Below are 18262 nucleotides of genomic sequence, written 5' to 3' on the forward strand. Positions count from 1 at the left end.
GAGCTGCCCCTGGCCGACGGCGGGGCGAGGACGGCCGACCGGCACGAGGCGGGGGAGTGGCTACGGCGGCGCAAGAGCCTGTCGAGCCTGCCCGAGGACCACTGGATCGACATGGTGGTCTGCTACTCCTCGGCCCCGCAGGACGGTGCCGTGCAGGACCTCACCCAGGCCGGCGACTCCTTCCCCGTACCGTTCGCCGCCGATCCGCTCTCGGACGACGCCCTCTCCCTGGGGCAGCATCTGGCGAACGTCACCGGGCGCACGGTCCGTCTGTCCCACGCCCTGCAGGCAGCTTTCACCTACCAGGACGACCCCGTGCGGGTGCTGTTCACCGATGCGAGCGGACAGCGGTGGTGGTGGGACACCAGCCGCCCGGAGCCCGGCGAGGCCGAGCTGGACCGGCTGGGGGCACTGGCCGGGTTCACGGGCGAGCCGTCGCCGCGGAGCCGGGCCGAACTGCTGCGCCTGGTGCGGGCCCTGAAGCTGCTCCTGGGCCACGACGTGGAGGACGCCGCCGACTTCGCGGCCCTCATCCGTGGAGCCGGTGCGCTCGCCAACATGTGGCACTCCGATCCGGACCTCGGCAGGACCGGCCCGTTCTCACCGGACCTGCTGCGCCGGGTGATCGCCGCCCACGCGGAGGCCGCTTCCGGGGTGGACCGTCAGGTCACCCGCCGCGTACTGGCCGCAGCCGCACAGGCGTGGCAGAACGGACCCTCCCTGCCGGTGAGCGGGTTCGTCGCCCTGCCGGTGCTGCGCTCCGCCGCCCGGTGGCTGCAGGACACCGTGGTGGTGGACGAGGCGGCCGTCGCCGCCCTGAAGCTCTCCGGTCCCGACGACGTGGGCGATGCCGAGCGGGCGCGGATGTTCTGGGCGCGGGTCAAGGCCGAGGAGACGCTGGCCGGTCCGGACGCGGACGCCCTCACGTCGTGGATCCGGCACCTCGATCCCGGCGTCGACGTGAACGACACGCTGCGCGGCGAGGCACTGACGGTGCTGACCCGTGGTTTCGCGGCGGGCCGGAACATGACGGCCCCGGACGTGGCAGCCGCGTACGACCTGGAGACCCGCGGCGCCTTCGGCCGGCCCGCGCCGGCCACGACCATGGGGTCCGCCACGGGCGGCGGCCGGGACTGGGCGGACGGGTCGGGTACCCAGCCGGAACTGGGTAGGTTCCGGACCCCGGGCGGACTCACCGACGCCCCGTGGGCCGGGCAGGACGCCTACGGTGAGGACAAGCCCGTCCCGCACCTGGTCCTGGCGGACGTGGGCTTCCTGGACGACAGCCGCGTCCAGGTGAACTTCGACGGTGCCTCCTACGAGGTGACGGCCGTGGAGTTCGCCGAACTGCTCGCAGCGGACGTGGAGTTGAACCGAAAGAAGCTGGCCGTCCCCGTCCTCCTGATGCTGACCGGTCTCGGCGGTCCGGCGTCCGGCGTCGCGGACGTGATCGCCCAGCGGCTGGGCCGCAGCGTGTGGTGGAGCCCGTTCCCGGCAAACCTGTCCGGCAAGGACGACGTAGGCTTCGCGGTGCCCACGCTCGTCGACTCGCTGATCACCCTGACCAGTCCGACGGTCGCTGACTGGAAGGAGGCGCGGCCCGTCGACCGCGCCGGGACCCAGGAGGGCCCGCGCCCCGTCGAGCCGCCGCTGCCCGCGGCGCCGTCGCCCGGGAAGAGCCCCACGGCCGCGAGCGCCGCACCGCCCGTCGTCGATGCGGCGGCGACCTCCGCCGTGAAGCCCCGCTCCTCGGCCGGAGACCCCATGCAGGGCGTGGAGATGACGTCGGTGCCGACGCTCACCTCGCCGGTGTACACCGCCCCGGCCGCTCCGCAGGCGGCCCGGCCCTTGCCCGCCCTGCCGACGCGCGCCCTCGTGGCGTACGGGCCCGGGGAGACGGCCCCGTCCGTGAAGGGTGCGGACACCCTGCGCCGGCTGGCGTCCCAGGTGGCCGCCGCCGGGCTGCGCAACCAGCGGGCCGGCGCGGCGCTGCCCCGCGTCATCGTCACCGGCTACGGCGCCGACGCGCGCCGGACGGACAGCTCGGCGCACGTCAACGAGCAGGCCTCGGCGGGCAGGCGGCGCGCGCAGGCCGCGCGCACCCTCTTCGAGCGGCTGCTGGCCCGCTCGCTGGACGACCTCCAGAAGGACCGCGCCGCCGGCGAACCGCGTCTGACCGCCGAGGACTTCTCGGTCGGGGCGAGGAGCGTGACACGGGCCCCCGGTGACTGGGTGGGCACGGGGGCGCTCGACGGCGTGACCCGGGCCGAGCTGGGGCGGCAGGCCACGATCGGCATATCCCAGCCGCCGGACGCGGCGGCGGTGCAGACGCTGGACGCCCTGCGGCGCCACGTCCCGGCGCTGCGCGACCGTCCGCTGGACGTGGACGCGCTCGCCCGCCGCGTACTGCACCTGGACTCCGGCGCGAGCACCGGACCGGACCTGCGCGCGGAGCTGTTCGCGCTGGTGGAACGGGCCACAGCGGCCGGTGCGGCGACCAGCCTCGCCGCGCTGGGTGCCTTCCGTCTCACCGAGCTGGGCGTGAGGGCGCCGGGCCGCGCACACCACTTCACCGTCCACGGCCGCCGCGTACCGGGACTCAACTGGGACGAGGACGACGTCGCGGAGCTCGACACCGCCCACGGCGACGTACTGGAGGACGCGCCGTCCGGCTCGTACGACGTCCTCGACACGGGGAGGACCCCCTGGCCGCAGGGCGTGACCCCGTACGTCGTGGCCGCCGACGGAGGGCACGACCGGGTGGAGGCACGGCTGCCGGACGGCTCGACGCGTGAGCTGGACGTCGACGAGTTCGTGGAGCTGGTCGCGGCGGACGTGGCACGGGAGAAGCTCGCGCAGGGCACCCCGATCGTGCTGGCGATCCCCTTCGCCGGGGACGGCTACCTCGATCTGCCGCGCACGCTCGCGGACCGCACCGGTCTGACGGTATGGGCCCACAGCGGCGAGGCGATGCTCAGCTCGGCGCCCGGCGCGGCGAGCACCATCGACACCGTCCGGCGTCCCGGCGTCCCGCAGGGCGACTGGATCGCGAGCGAGCCCGGCCTGGCGCCCGACCCCGACGACGACACACCGGACTGGCACCGCGACGTGGTCACCCGGCCCATCGTCAGCGCACTGAGCGGGAAGCAGATCGGGCGCGCCTCGCACCACCCCGCCGAGTACGCGAAGGACTTCGAGAACGAGGGCCGCCATCTCGACCGGATGACGACGTTCGTGCACTACTACCCGGCCACGGACAGGATGTCCCAGGAGCACGACCTGCCACGCCCGGGCCCGGAGGACACCGCCTACCGCCTGGACCTGCACGGTGAACCCGGCCGCCTCCAACTGGCGCTGCGGGACGGCACCGTCCGGACGGTCGACGAGCGGGAGGCCGGACCGTGGCTCAAGCGCCGCAAGAGCCTGGCGAGCCTGCCCGAGGACCACTGGATCGACCTCGTGGTCTGCTGGAGCGGAGCGCCCAAGGACAGCGCCGTGCCGGCCCCGGACAGCGTGAGCGACGCCTTCCCCGGCCCGTTCGTCCCCGACCCGCTGCGCGACGTGTCCATGGGGCAGCACCTGGCGAACACCACGGGACGCACCGTTCGCCTGGCCTACAGCTCGCAGGGGACGCGGTCGGACAACGGCCGGTACTCGCGCACGCTGTTCGCCGACGCGCAGGGGCGGCACCGGGCATGGGACCTGTTCCGGCCGGAGCCCTCGGGCTCCGCACTGGACCGCCTGGCCGAGGTCGCCGGATCCGGCCCGGTCCACGGACACGACACGGAGGAGACGCGCACGAGGACACTGCGCCTGGTGCGGGCGCTGCGGCTCACGTTCGGGCACGAGGTGGACGACGCGTCCGACTTCGGCGATCTGCTGCGCGGTGCCGCGGCGGTGGATCACATGTGGCGCGGAGACTCCGACTTCGACACCGCCGGCCCGTTCACGCTGGACCTCCTGCGACGGGTGGTCGAGGCGCACCCCGATGCCGCATCCGGTGTGAACCAGGAGGTCACCCGCCGTGTGCTGGCCGCCGCCGCCGAGCAGTGGACGATGTGGCCCGGCGACCCGCTGGCCGCCTTCGTGGAGCTGCCGGCCGTGGAGGCAGCCGCCCGGTGGATGCGGGACGCCGACCCCGAGGAGGAGGTCGCCACCGCCCTGGACATCGACGCCGACGCGGTCGGCGAGACCGAACGGTCGCGCATCTTCTGGGCCCGGGTCAAGGCCGAGGAGACGCTGCCCACGCCCGGCCCGGACCAGGACGCGTTCGTCGCGCAGGTCCTCCATCTGAGCCCCGGCTCGTGGCCGGACGCCGTCGGGCGCGAGGACGCACTCGACCTGCTCACCCGCGCCTTCGCGGTGGGCCGCCAGGCATCCGACCCGCATGTGGCGGCGGCGTACGGCCTGGAGGAGTCGGGGGCGTACACCACCACCGGTCTGCGCGCGGTGCAGGGCAGCGCCCGCGGGACCGGCCGCGACTTCACCGGCGGACAGCCGCAGTCGTACGTGGACCTGACGCAGTTCCGCACGCCCGCCGTGGTGGCGGACGCGCCGTGGGCGCAGGGCGGGGGCAGGCGGGTCCCGTACCTGGTGCAGGTCGCTCCGGACGCGCACGACCCGGAACTCCTCCGACTGACCTACGACGGTGAGACGTCCAGCGTGCCCACCCGCGAGTTCGTGGAACTGCTCGCCCACGACCGCTCGTTGATGCGCAGGGGACTGACCACCCCCGTCGTCCTGGCGTTCACGGGACCGTCCGCCGACGCAGGCGACGTAGCCGAGCGGCTCGCCCAGCGGCTGGGCCGCACCGTGTGGTGGACCGACTTCCCGGCGGACCTCTCCGGCACCGGCGACTCCGGGCAGCCGGTGCTGACCATGCCCCACTCGGCCGTCATGGGAGGTGTGCCGGGGGGCGGCGTCTGGAACGAGGCGCGCCCGGTCCAGTACACCGCGCCCAAGGACGCGCCCCGCACGCTCCCCGCGCCGGTGCCCCGGTCCACCGGACGGGGCGCCACGACTCCGGACCCGGCTGCGGACACCGGACCGCAGGGCGCCCTGCCGCCGCGCACGCTGCGGTCCGACCCCGACTGGGCCTTCGCCCCGGCGCCCGGGGCGGCTTCGGCCCCGGCCTCGCCCGTCTCCTCCTCGGACACGTCCGAGTCGTGGTCCACGGACTCACTTCCGTCCGCAGGAGTTGTCGACGCGGCCTCGGACCCGCTGCTGTCCGGCGCCACACTGATGAGCGACGCCCAGGGCGCTCCGCGCGGGCGCGACTGGACCGGCTCCGGCATCAGGAGCGTCGACGCCTCGCGGACGCGGCTCCACGAACAGCGGGGCGGCGAGCTGCGGAAGGTCTCCGAGGAGGCGTCACCGTGGGGGGCCGGGGCCTATGTGGTCGCGGCCGACAGCGGCTACGACGAGGCCGTCTTCACCGACGACCGGGAGCTGGGACCGCAGGCGCTGGCCGACCTGCTGGCAGCCGATCCCGTACTGGCGTCGCTGCCGCCCGACGTCCCGGTCGTGCTGGCGAGCCCGTACGCGGGTGCCCAGTACGGCCAGTTGGCACGGGCCGTGGCGGAGCGGCTGGGCCGCAGGGTCTGGGCGCCCAGCGGCGACGGACGTCTCATGGGCCCCGAGGCCGGGGCCACGGCCGACGTGACTGCCGCCGGGCCGGACGTCCACGTGCTCTCGCTCGTCGACTCCCACCCGGACGACGCGTACGGCGACTGGGTGCCCTTCGACCCGCCATCGGACGGAACCGGCCCGGCCACGGACCGCGAGTGGGTCACGGTGGACGGCATCCGGTTCCGGGACAGCGACGTGGAGACCCGCCCCCTGGTCGGGGCGGACCACCGCTTCGACGGCCGCGAGTCGATGCCGGACGACGGCCGCAGGCGGCTGCGGGAGCGACGGCTGAGGCTGTACCGGGGCATGCGTGAGCGCGCGCACGTGCTCCGCCTCGGCGACACGTTCCACACGGTCGGCGCCGAGGAGACCGCCCCGGACCCGGAGGCGTCGGTCTACACCTTCCACGCCCACGGCGTACCCGGCGGGCTGAAGCTGGTCAGCAAGGAAGGCCGGGTGCTGCTCCTCGGCGCCGAGGACGGCGGACGCTACATCGGCGGGCTGCCCGAGGTGGTCGAGCGGGCGGCCGGCGACGAACTGCACGTCGCGAGCTGTTACGGCGGAGTGGCGGGCGACCCGCTGCGCGAGCAGTCCCTCATCAGGCCCGCGCCGCTCGTCGAGGACCCCCTGGAGGAGGTCGCACTCGCGCAGCACGCCGCCAACCACAGCGGGCGCACCACCACCGCCGCCACCGGCAGGACCGGCTACAACGACACCATGCGGCTGCTCGCCGCGACGCCCGACGGAACCCTGGCACGCATGGAGACCTTCCGGCCCGAACCGGTCGACAGGACGGCGGAGGTGACCGAGGCGGCCGGCCTGCGCCCCCTCCCGCGTCCCAGCGGCCTTCCCGCCTGGGACGACGAGGGGCCGCGCGCCCTGCGACTGGTACGGGCGCTGAGGCAGGTCTTCGGCAACGAGGTCGAGGACGACCGCGGTGTGCCGGGCGGCCGTTACGAGCGGCTGCTGCGCGGCATCGGCGCCCTGGAGACACTGCGGGCGAACGACCCGGAACTGGGCGCGCTCACCCCGCTGCGCATGGAGCTGTGGCAGCTCCTCGCGCCGACGCCCGGCGGGTCCGCCCCCGGACCGGCCGACTTCGAGGCCGTGCTCGACCGCGCCCTGGCCGCGCCACGGGACGCGGCGCTCACGGCCGTGTGGGACGCGCCCGCGCTGCGGGCCGCGATGGACCGGCTCGCCACAGGCGGTGACGCCGCGGTGCGAGCGGTGCTGCGGATGTCCGCCGGTCCGCTCACGCCGCGCGCGTACGCCCGCGCGCTGTGGGCGATGACCGGCGCCGCACGGCTGCTGGACGCCAGGACATCCGCGGAACGGGCGGAACTGGGGCGTGCGGCGCTCCACCTGCCCGCCGACGCCACGTGGGACGCGTCCACGGAAGCCCGGCTGAGGGAGCTGACCGAACAGGCCTTCGCCACCGGACGGGACTCCGGCCACCCGGACGAACTGGCCGTCTTCCACTTGGAGACGCTGGGTGCGTTCGCCGACGAGGGCCGGATCCGCACGCCCGGCGGCCCCCTCCAGGGCCGCAACTGGGGCCCCACGCAGACTCCCGGCGGGCTGGAGCCCTCCCGCCTGTACGCCGACAGGACCGGCACCGCCGGGAACACCGGCTCGCTGGAGTTCGCCCCGTGGGCCCAGCAGGGCGCCGCCGCCCCGTACTTCGTGTACGCGGAGACGGACGACGCCGGCGCGGTGGTCCTGCGGCTGCCGGGCGGCACCGTGCAGGTCACCGTGCCGGAGCTCTTCGCACTGCTGGAGTCCGACCCGGATCTCTCGCTGACCGACCACCACCGCCCCCTGGCCCTGCTGGTGCCCGGAATCGGAACAGGGCAGCTGCGCGCGCAGCAGCACTTCTCCGTCACGAACGACCGGACCGTATGGAGCTACGACGGCGCGTTCACGGTGTCCGAGGGCAGTGCGAAGCGGCCGGGCGTCGTGTCGGCCCTCGCTCAGGACGCGGGGCGGCCCGGCGCCTGGCATCGGACCGTGCCGCGCATGCCGTCCGCCGAACCGTCCGTCCGTCCGGGCTCGGTGAACCCTGCGCAGAGCGCCGAGTGGAACGCGAGCACCGCGCCCGGCACCGGCACGGCTTCGGCGGGGCAGCAGGTCCTGCCCTATTCGGCGGACGGGCAGTTCGACGGGCGGTACGAGGAGACGCTGGAGGCCTTCCCCGTCGCCGCCGCCACCGACCGCCACACGGTGTGGGGCTACGGCCAGGACGATCCGGACTTCCACGTGTTCGTGGCCGAGATACCGTCGCTCGGACTGCGCGGCGAGTACAACTCCGACGGCCCGTCCGCCGGTGGAGTCACCGACATGGCCGGGCGGGTGTACTCCAAGGGCCCGGCCTGGGACTGGTACCTGCCCGGTCGCGGACTCGTCGCCTCCTCCCGCCTGTTGACGGAGCCCTCCACCGCGAACGAGCAGGGCGCCGAGCCCGTGCCGATCGGCTGGCCCGCCACCGGACCGGTGAGCCCGACCCCGCCCGTCGACCCGGCCGTCGTCGCCGCCGACCCGGCCGCGCTGGCAGGCAGCACGCTCCCCGACGCGCTGTGGCGTGACCACGACGCCCCGCTGTTCCGCTTCAGTCCTGACGGTCCCGAGCAGGTCTTCCGCGAGGGGCTCAAGCCGTACGGCCCCGAGATGGTGCACCTCATCGACCACGTCTACGGCGGCAGCGCCCTGGTCCCGAACACCGTCTTCGCGAGCGCGACCGCGAACCGTGACTATGTGCGCGACAGCGCCCGCGCGAACCCCATGGGGGCGGCCGCCCTGCACCGCCGCTACCGCTGGCGCTACGACATGCAGGTCCCCGGCGGCATCGACGTGAACGCCACCCTGGGTCTGGCCTCGCCCTTCCCCGACCAGGAGGAGGTGCTCTTCCCCGGAGGCATCGACCGCCGGTACATCCGTGGCGTGCAGCCGATGGCGTACGGGATGCCGGTCGGACCGTACGTCGCCAACCCGCACTTCGCGCCGCACACCGGAAGCGGCGGGGCGTCCGTCGTGGACGCGGACTTCGCGGGCCCGACCGCCGGCCAGGTGCTCGAATCGTTCCCTGCGCTGTCCCTGGACTCGGATTCGGATTCGGACGACGATCCGCGGCCGTTGCTGTCGCGGGGCGACGATTCCGACTCGGACGACGATCCGGCGCCCCGGCCGTCGCGGGGCCGGGAGCCGTCCACGGACCGCGAGGCCACCCCGGTACCGGGGGGCTCCCGACGGGACGCCCGGCCGGGGGACTCCTCGGAGTCCGAGGACCAGGGCGGTCAACTCGCCGCGCCTCCCTGGGCCCTGGCACGCGTCCGCTACGCGCAGGAGGCCCTTGACTTCGAGCAGCGGCTCGCCGCGTACCTGGGCGACAACCAGCAGGTCAACGACGAGTTCGGCAAGGTCGTGCGGGCGTTCTGGGCGATCGCTCTGCACAACCGTACGGACTACCGGCAGTTCGGCAGCAGGAACGGCGAGGCCGCCGGATCCGTCGGGACCTCGTACGACAAACTCGCGCGGGTGGTGGAGTCCGGCAACCTGCGTGAGCGGGTGACGTTCCTGTTCAACGGCGTGGCGAGGGACCTCGTCCCGTACCTCATGGGAGGCGTCGAGCCGCAGCATCCGGTGATCGGACTGGAGCGCCGTGACCGGCACCGGAGCGAGCAGCTCAAGCGTTACGAGCGCGAGCGTGCCGAACTCTACGCGGCGGACCTGGACCCCGAGGACGAGGAACAGGAGATGGAGGAGCTGGACGCGCTGCTGCGGACACATCTGCGGCCCCACGAGGTCCGGCCCGCACTGAGCCCGGCCGAACGGCGCCTCGCGGTCCGGGACGGGGTCCTGCTCTGGTCGCCCGCCGGGCTGACGGACACGCTGCCGATGGCCGCCGACTTCCAGGCACGTTCCGAGGACTCCGGCGGTCTGGTGATGACCGGCACCTCGGGCAGTGCCTACCGGATCATCACGCATGTGGCCCGGCTCACCCGGCTCGCGGGCGTGCCCGTGGATCTCGGCCTGATCAGGGCCGGACTGGTGAGCGTGCTGGTGGGCGTGGGCCACCACAGCTTCCACGAGGTCATGACCGGCGCCCAGCACGCCCTGGACGAGAGTGACCGCACGGCTGCCTCGGTCTACGTGAACAACTGGGGCCGGTACTGGGACGCCTACCCGCTGACCGAGGAGGAGCTGCGGGCCTTCGTCGCCCGGGACGGGCTGTTCCCGGACGAGCACGCACGGGCTGTGCTGGCCGAGCTGGAGGCCGAGAAGGCCGACCAGGCCGGGAATCCCGGCGAAACGGGGGCAGGGAACGACGACAGCGCGCACCGGTGATGAGATGTCTTCGTTGTCTTCCTCCGCGAGCCGGGCATCCGCCCGGCGTGGATTGTCTGGAGTGACCCCTATGCCGACCTCTGGCGGACAGCCGGACGGCGCCCGCTGGCCGATACCCGCCACCGTTGCTCGGGGCGCGCCGGACTTCCCCGCGCCGCCCCAGGACATCGTCGCGGCGGCCCGCACCGCTCCCGACCACTGGCTGTCGGTGACCGACCGGCACTGGCTCGGCGAGACGGACGAGGAGCCCCCGCCCCCGTGGGCCGTCCTCGGCCGCTGGCGCAGTGACGCGCACGGCGAGATCGTCGAGTGGGAGGTAAACCCGGACTACCGCCCCTCGCCCGCCGCGCTCGGCTGGGCTCCACCGGTCAACGACGCCGACGCCGCCGTGCACCTGGCCGCCACCGGTTACGGCCCGGACGCGGACGTCGCCGAGGCCCTCGCGGAGGCCGGCTCCGTGGCCGTGTGCGTGGACGGGGACGGGGAGCCGGCGTGGACGCGGGCACCCGGCGGCGCGCACGCGGTGCCCGTCTTCCCGGAGCCGCCGCAGGAACCTGCGGGCCCCCTGCCCGCGCATGTGATGATGACGCTTCCCGATCTCCTCGACCGGCTCCCGCCCGGCCGGGACGTGATGTTCCTCAGTTCGTCCGCCCCGGCGGCCCTGCTCGTCCCGGCGGACGATCTGCGGGCACGGTGGGAGAAGGCTACGGGCGAACCCGCACCGGGCGCCCCGGCACCGGCCGTCGGGCGCCCCAGTACCTACCCGGATACCCCCAGCAAGCGAGGACAAGATGAGTGAGTCCGGCGCCGAAACCCCTGCCGCCGCCCCCATGGACCCCGAGCCACCCGAGGAGTTCGTCCAGGCCGCCAGGCTGGCACCCGACCACTGGCTCTATCTGACCGATCCCGCCTGGCAGGGGGAGGGCCCGCCGCCGGAGTGGGCCGTGGCCGGTCAGTGGCGCTCCGACTCCGAGGGCGAGATCGTCGAGTGGGAGGACAACGAGGACTACAGGCCGTCACCCGAGGCGATGGGGTGGCCCGAGCCCGCCGACGACGTGGACCGCGCGATCCAGCTCGCCACCACCGGGTACGGCGCGGCGGAGGACGTCACCTCGGCGCTGGCCAGGACTGACGTAGCGGTGCTGGTCACGGCGGACGGCGAGCCGGTGAGCGCATCGGCGCCCGACGGCACGGCGGTCGTCCTGGTCTACACCTCCCCTCGCTATCTCCAGGCCGCCGGGCGGCTGGGGTTCCAACAGCTGCCGGTAGTGGATCTGCTCGGCCGGATCCCTCCGGGCCACAGCCTGTACCTCAACAGCTCGGCCCCGGTCAGCATGGTGCTGACCACGGACGGGCTCGCGGAGGTGCTGCGGGAAGCGGCGGCGGAGGGGACAGCGGCTCCGGCGGGGGCGCTCCCGGAGACCACGGACCTGGACGTCAGCGTTCCCCGGACCGAAGGGACGGAGCGGACGGAGCCGGTGGAGGGACGGGACGGGACGGCCGATCAGCGGTCCGGGACGCCTGGGAGCCGGCTGTCGGCCACGTCGACGCCTACGCCGGAGACATAGCCACCGGAGGAAGACGAGCCGGCCCGGCACCGACGAACGGAGCGGCCGCCGCGAGTGCAGGCGATGCTGGTGAAGGCGAGGAAGTGGTCAGCTTTGCGCTCGTAGCGTCGGTGGAGGCGGCGGCAGCCGGCGAGCCAGGACGTCGGGTCGGCCGCGTGCGTTCGACGGTCCACCGGTGGCGCCCCGGTCGCGGTGACGACTCGATCCCCCTGCGGGCAATGCGTGGCTGTATGCCGCGCTCGCGTTACCATCGCCGCAGTCCGCGGCGGGAACGAATCGGCGGTGATCAGCCGCAGCGACGACGGACGTGGCGGTCCCGGTCCGGCGTGCGGCCGGTCATCGAAGGCTGCTGCGACAACCCCGTTGGAAGGCACCCCAGAAGTCCTCGTCCACCCCCGTATCGACGAACGGGTTCCAGTTCGTGTGGGCGACGAGCCGGTCGTGTCTGAGAACCGCAGCGCTTCCAGGTGCGCTGGAGGTCAGATGGCCGGTTGCCCCTCCCCTGCGAAGGGGCAGCGCACGGACCCGGTCATGCCCGGGGGGCAAGGTTCAGTTCCGCCAGCGCGGCCGCGGCTTCGGCGGCGTGGCCCGCTGAATGGCTTTTGGCCAGTGCCCGGTTCAGGTGGCGCTTGGCGGCTTCCCGGTCGCCGCGGAGACTCGCGGCGCGGCCCAGGCCGGTCTCGGCACGGATCTCGCCCCTGTTGTAGGCCCGTTCGGCCGACACGGACAGCGCGCGCTCGTACAGTTCTGTCGCCCGCTCGGTGCGGCCGCCCGCCAGAGCGGTCTTGCCGAGCCAGGTCAGTGCCTCGACGACCTCGGTCCACAGCCCGAGTTCCTCGGCCATCAGGAGACCTTCCCGGTGCAGTTGTTCCGTCCGCACGTCGTCGCCCTCGCGTTCGGCCGCGAGCGCCAGGGACCGGGTGGCCCGGAGCTGGCCCCAGCGGTCGCCGACCTCGTGGAACAGCGCGGCACCCAGTTCCGCGGATTCGTCCTGGGCCGGGGCGTGACTCGCGAGCTCGACCAGTGCTGCGGCCTGGCCCCAGCGGTCTCGGGCGGCGCGTGCACCTGCCAGGCTCGCCTTCACCAGCTGCCGCCCCTCGCGGTGGTGGCCGTGGCCGGTCAAGCCGGTGCCGAGGAACCACTGCAGCCGGGCTCTCAGCACAGGATCCTCGACACCGGCGACGAGGTCCTCACCCGCCGGGTCCGGTGCCGCGGCGGCCTGCGATGTGCGCAGCTCGATGCCGGCCAGCCAGGCCCGCGCCGTCAGGCGCACGGCCGGGGCGGCCTCGCCGTCGGCGGCCAGCGCCGCCCGGAGCGACCTGCGGGCCTCGGTGAGCCGGCCGCGCAGGAACCAGTACCACGCCAGCGCGTTCACCATCCGTACCGCGTATCCGGCGGTGCCCTGGGTGACCGCGAGGTCCAGGGCGCGGCGCAGGTTGACGGTCTCCGCGTCGAGGCGCTCCAGGCAGCAGCGCTGGTCCGGGCCGCGCAGCCGCTCGCTCTCGCGCTCGGCCGACTCGGTGCAGTGGCGTACGAACCGTGTGCGTACGGCGGTCTCCTCACCCGCCTCCACCAGTCGTTCGGCGCAGTAGGCGGCCACTGATTCGAGCAGCCGGAACCGGTTTTTCTCACGGACCACCAGTGAGCGGTCCACCAGCCGGGACAGCAGGTCGGGGACCCGTTCGGCACTCAGGTCGCGGTCGGCGCAGACCGCCTGGGCGGACGAGAGGGTGCAGCCGTCCGCGTGCACGACGAGGCGCCGCAGCACGGTGCGCTCGTCCGCGGTCAGCAGCTGCCAGCTCCAGTCGAGCATGCCCCGCAGTGTCTGCTGGCGGGCCGGAAGTCCACGCACCCGGACGTCGGGCTGGGTGAAGCGGTCGTCCAGGCAGGCGGCGAGCTCGTGCGGGCTCAGTGTCCGCAGGCGGGACGCCACGAGTTCCACTGCGAGCGGAATACCGTCGAGGCGACGGCAGATGGCGGAAACGGCCGCCGCGTTGTCCGCGTCGAGAACGAAGCCGGGTGCCGCTGCCACAGCCCGTTCCACGAACAGTTCGACGGCGCCGGACCGGGCCACCGCCTGCGGATCGGTGCGTTGCGGCAGCGACAGCGGTGGCACCGGATGCACCACCTCGCCGGGGATGTCGAGGGCTTCCTGGCTGGTGAGCAGGAGGTGCGCCGCGGGCACGGCCGACAGTATGGCGTGGGCGAGCACGGCAACCGGCTCGACGAGGTGTTCGCAGTTGTCCAGCAGGATCAGCAGGTGCATGCCGGCCACGGCTTGGCACAGCCAGCCCACCAGGTCGTCCAGGTTCGGCTCCGTCGCCGCGGTGTCGCACAGACCCAGCGTGGTGATGACCCGCTCAGCGATGTCGTCCGGGGTCGACGTGGCGCCCAGGCCGGCCAGTTCGACCAGCCACACGCCGTCGGCGAACTGCCCGGCCGCGTCGCGCGCCGCGGCGATGGCCAGCCGTGTCTTGCCCACTCCGCCGAGACCGGTGAGGGTGACGAGGCGGGTGTTCGCGCCGGGGTTCAACCGTGCCCGCACCTGCTCGGCCGCCTCGCGCCGGCCGATCAGCGCGGTCAGCGGGGTGGGCAGGTTGGTACGGCACGACAGGGACCCGATCGCGGGCGTGGCCAGCTGCGGCTCCTGGCGCAGGATCGCCTCGTGCAGCGCGGAGGCTCCCGGCCCGGGTGACGCCCCCAGCTCCTCAGCCAGTTGTCGCCGCAGGTCCTGGAAGCTCTGCAGCGCATCGCCCTGCCGCCCGGCCCGGTACAGGGCGCGCATGTGGGCCATGCGCAGCCGCTCGCGCAGCGGGTGCCGTGCCACCAGTACGCCCAGTTCCGCCGCCAGGGCCGTGTGCTCGCCCAATGTCAGGCGCACCTCGGCCTGGTCCTCGACGACGTTGAGGCGCAGTTCTTCCAGCCGGGTGATCTCGCTGCGGGCGAACAGGGACTCGGCTACATCGGCGTAGGCCGGGCCCCGCCACAACGCGAGCGCGTCGGCGAACAGGCCGCCCTTGACCGCTGGTTCCTCGTGGGCGCGGGCGCGCTCGGCCAGCTCCTGGAACCGCAGGGCGTCGACCACGTCGTCCGCGAGCAGCAGCCGGTAGCCGGCGGGCTCGCGGACCACCTGCTCGCGGCCCAGCACGCGGCGCAGCTGGGAGATCTTGGTCTGCAGCGTGTTGGCGGACCCGCCGGGCGGGTTGCTCGCCCACAGGTCCTCGATCAGGCGGTCTGCGGGAACCGGTCCGCCGCCGTGGACGAGCAGATTCGCCAGCAGGGCGCGCACCTTCGCTTCGGGGACCCTGACCGGCAGCCCCTCGGCGTCCCAGACGGCCAGCGGGCCGAGCACCCCGTAACGCATGGGCGCAGTCTATCGCCGAACGGCCCTCAGGAAATCGTGCGTGGGGGTCGGCACAGTGGCCGGTGCACGTTGTCGGAACTCGAATCGCATGGGAGTGCCATGAGCACAACGACCGTACGCAGGGCCGGTGCCCGGGAGTGGGGAGGGCTGGCCGTCCTCTCGTTGCCCACCGTGCTGCTGGGCCTCGACGTCACCGTGCTGTACCTGGCGCTCCCCTCGCTGGCCGAGGATCTGCATCCGTCCGGCACCCAAGAACTGTGGATCATGGACGCCTACGGCTTCCTGATCGCCGGCTTCCTCCTCACCATGGGCACGCTGGGTGACCGGATCGGCCGGCGCAGGCTGCTGATGATCGGGGCCGCGGCCTTCGGGGTCGTCTCAGTGCTGGCGGCTTACTCCAGCAGCGCCGAAATGCTCACCGCCGCGCGTGCGGCCTTGGGGGTCGCCGGCGCCACGCTGATGCCGTCCACGCTGGCCCTGATCAGCAACATGTTCGCCGAGCAGCGCCAGCGCTCCTTGGCCATCGGTGTCTGGGCGACGAGCTTCGCGCTCGGCATGGCGCTCGGGCCGGTGGTCGGCGGCGTGATGCTGAACCACTTCTGGTGGGGTTCGGTGTTCCTCCTCGCGGTCCCGGTCGCGATCGTGACGCTGGTAGCCGCACCGGCCCTGATCCCCGAGTACCGGGCGCCGCAGAACGGCAGGTTCGACCTGCTCAGCGTCGCGCTGTCGCTGATCGCGATCCTGCCGGTGGTCTACGCGGTGAAGCGGTTCGCCAAGGACGGCCTCGACGCCGCCACGATCGGCGCCGTGGTGTTGGGCCTGGTCGTCGCGGTGCTGTTCGTCCGGCGCCAGGGCAAACTGGCGAGCCCGCTGCTGGACGTGCGCCTGTTCACCAACCGGACGTTCAGCGCCGCGCTGAGCGTGCTGCTCATCGGACTTGTCGGCGTCGGCGGCTCGATGCTGCTGATCACCCAGCAGCTCCAGTTCGTGGAGGAACTGCCCCCCGTCGAAGCGGGCTTGTGGATGGGGCCGCCCGCGCTGCTGATGTTCCTGGCGGCGATCGCGTCGCCTCTGGTCGCGCGCCGGGTGCCGCCGGGAATCGTGGTGGCAGCCACCCTGGCACTGTCCACGGTCGGGTATGTGCTGCTCGCCCTTGTGGACGCCTCGGGCGGTATCGCCCTGATGGTGATCGGTTTCGGTCTCGTCTACCTCGGGCTCGGGGCGCTCGCGGCCCTGGGCACGGACCTGGTGGTGGGAGCCGCGCCGGCGGAGAAGGCCGGCTCGGCCTCGGCAATGTCGGAGACCGTGCAGGAACTGGGCCTCGCCCTGGGCGTGGCGATCCTGGGCAGCCTGGCCACCGCGGCCTATCGCAACGAGGTCCGCGCCGAGATCCCGGCCGGCACCCCGTCCGAGGTGGCTGACGTCGCGGGGGACAGCCTCGCCGGTGCGGTCTCCTCGGCACAGCAGATGCCCGCCGACTGGCTCAGCCATGCCAAGGAAGCGGCCACCTCCGGGATGAACACCGCGATGGTCGTCGCCGCGGTGTGCACCCTGGTGCTCTCGTTCCTGTCCGCCCTCGTGCTGCGGCACGTCAGCGTCATCGGCGGGGACGAGCCGGAGGCCGGCGGGGACGTCCCCGCGGAACCGGCCGCGTCGAAAGTCTGACCGCGGCCGGGCCCGCACCCGTCGCCGCCCCACGGCACGCGGTGGCTCCGGCGCCGGCGGGAACCGCGAGACCCGGCCCCTGGGCTACTCGGCGGCCTCCGCCACCACATTGCGAGAGCCGGACCACCAGCCTGCCCCGACCCGAATAGACCCCGCCTCGCAAGCACGAAACCCCCGTCAGCGGACCAACGAGGGCTCTTGAACGATCGAGGCCACGCCGGTGACCCGGACCGCCCGCGGTGCACGGCGGCGTCTGAGCGCCAACTCCCTTACGTACGAGCGGATTTCGGCACCAGTCACGGGTATGGAGTAGTCGCTGCAACTGGCCAGGCCGGTCATCCCCCACCCGCTCGGCGACCGTCCGCCGATCTATTTCAACGCCAACTCCCGGGGAACGCAACGCTGAAAGTGATGCGCGCACCACTCATGTGCCTCTCGCAGCTTCTCCACCCACCTTCATTGGTCACGGACTTCGAGTTCCCCGCCCATGACGGGGGCAGCGGCCACAACGACATACTCGGACGCCGAACACGGTGCAGGACCTGCCGCCGTGCGCGGCCAAGACGATAAGAGACCACCCGTATTCGCCCTGAAGTCCCCTGATTAAGCGTCGAGTTGTTGTAGGTCCACTGTGCGGGCACACTGCCGTCATGGGTTCCCGGAAGCAGTGACGGAGGCGAACTTGTCGCGACGGGCCACACGGTCATCGAAAAGCGTCTTACCCCCCTGAACGCCGGCGCATCGGATGGTCGGCGGAACGCGCGGACGTCGAGCCCGTTCCGCCACCCTCGATATCCCGCGCGAGTGGCCCCTGCGGTCGGCCTTTCTCCTCCAGGTGGAGCAGCGCCGGCTGGGCACCCGTCGGAGTTGCCGGGCCCTGGGCTGCCTCCGGCGGGCGGTGCGGGTCTTCCTGCGCTGGTTCCGCACGCGAGTGCTCCAACTCGCCGGCCGCGATGCCCCTGTCCGCCCCCACGGCCCACCGCTGCTTCCATGGAGGCAGCACCAGGTCGGCCGCTCAGACCCCAGCAGCTGCTGACGCTCACTACCTGGGTCACATCGGTGCGAGCACGGGAAACAGGGCCCCCTCCCGCGAGCCGTCGATGCACGCGCCAACTACCCCCGCGCGGAAGGCTTTCAGGGCGGACGTGCATTTGTTTATCCGGATTATGGCCTCCGAGAGGGTACTGGTGAAGATCCGCCCCGGTCCAGACCAACGCGAAGAAACTCATCTTAACGACTCAAAGTGACGCGATCGGGATCGCGAGTCGCCAGGCTGTGGAAAGGCCTCGTATTTCTTCAGCCCCTGGGGGTCCGCGAACCGTGCAACATGCGTGCAGGAACAGTGAATAGTTCAATCATCTGGAACGTCCCGGTAACCCGCAGCGGCGCAACTGCAGTTAGAGTGACAGCAATTCACTCCGCACTGTGCGGGGCAGGAAAGGACATTGCTGTGACTGCCATGTACGATCGCTTGGCTGGACTGCTGACGAACAAACTCGGTGTCGACGCAGCGGAGTTGAATCCCGCCGCCACGTTCGAGGAACTCGACATCGATTCGCTCGCCCTCGTCGAACTCACCGACATCATCGAAGGGCAGCTCGGAATCGTCATGGAGGAGGGCGAGATCAGGAAGGGCGCTACGCTCGCCGAAGCGGCGCAAGCCCTCGAGATACACGCGGCCGCCGGCCAGTGAGCC

At 72.9% G+C, this 18262-nt stretch carries 5 protein-coding genes and 2 pseudogenes (1 of these 7 running past the window's edge); 5 read left to right on the plus strand and 2 right to left on the minus strand.

Annotated elements, in window-relative coordinates; all coding sequences use genetic code 11:
- The 3 genes and pseudogenes from ACWD04_RS17735 to ACWD04_RS17745 form a co-directional block, all read left to right on the plus strand.
- Positions 1-9969 carry part of the coding region annotated (locus tag ACWD04_RS17735; RefSeq protein ID WP_451132858.1) for a lonely Cys domain-containing protein on the plus strand (this coding region is incomplete at its 5' end). 22406 nt of the annotated region lie to the left of the window's left edge, so 9969 of the 32375 annotated nt are shown.
- Between the two features lie 70 nt (positions 9970-10039).
- Positions 10040-10768 (plus strand): type VII secretion system-associated protein, encoded by a 729-nt coding sequence (locus ACWD04_RS17740; protein ID WP_451132860.1) that lies wholly within the window; start codon positions 10040-10042, stop codon positions 10766-10768.
- Positions 10761-11375, plus strand: a pseudogene (locus ACWD04_RS17745) (type VII secretion system-associated protein); the annotation flags it as partial. The gene ACWD04_RS17740 and the pseudogene ACWD04_RS17745, both read left to right, overlap by 8 nt.
- Positions 11376-11593: 218 nt before the next feature.
- Here the strand turns inward: ACWD04_RS17745 and ACWD04_RS17750 are convergent.
- Positions 11594-11781: pseudogene (locus ACWD04_RS17750) on the minus strand (IS5/IS1182 family transposase); the annotation flags it as partial.
- A 285-nt stretch (positions 11782-12066) separates the two neighbouring features.
- On the minus strand, positions 12067-14901 hold the full coding sequence (locus tag ACWD04_RS17755) for a BTAD domain-containing putative transcriptional regulator (protein WP_451132862.1): 2835 nt from the start codon (positions 14899-14901) through the stop codon (positions 12067-12069).
- 99 nt (positions 14902-15000) lie between these two features.
- Here ACWD04_RS17755 and ACWD04_RS17760 point away from each other — a divergent pair, with 99 nt between their 5' ends.
- Entirely contained in the window at positions 15001-16566 is a 1566-nt protein-coding gene (locus tag ACWD04_RS17760) for an MFS transporter (RefSeq protein ID WP_451132864.1), read from the plus strand.
- Between the two features lie 1459 nt (positions 16567-18025).
- Positions 18026-18259 (plus strand): acyl carrier protein, encoded by a 234-nt coding sequence (locus ACWD04_RS17765; RefSeq protein ID WP_451133126.1) that lies wholly within the window; start codon positions 18026-18028, stop codon positions 18257-18259.
- The last annotated feature ends 3 nt before the right edge of the window (positions 18260-18262 follow it).

The sequence above is a fragment of the Streptomyces sp. NPDC002911 genome, assembly GCF_053591835.1.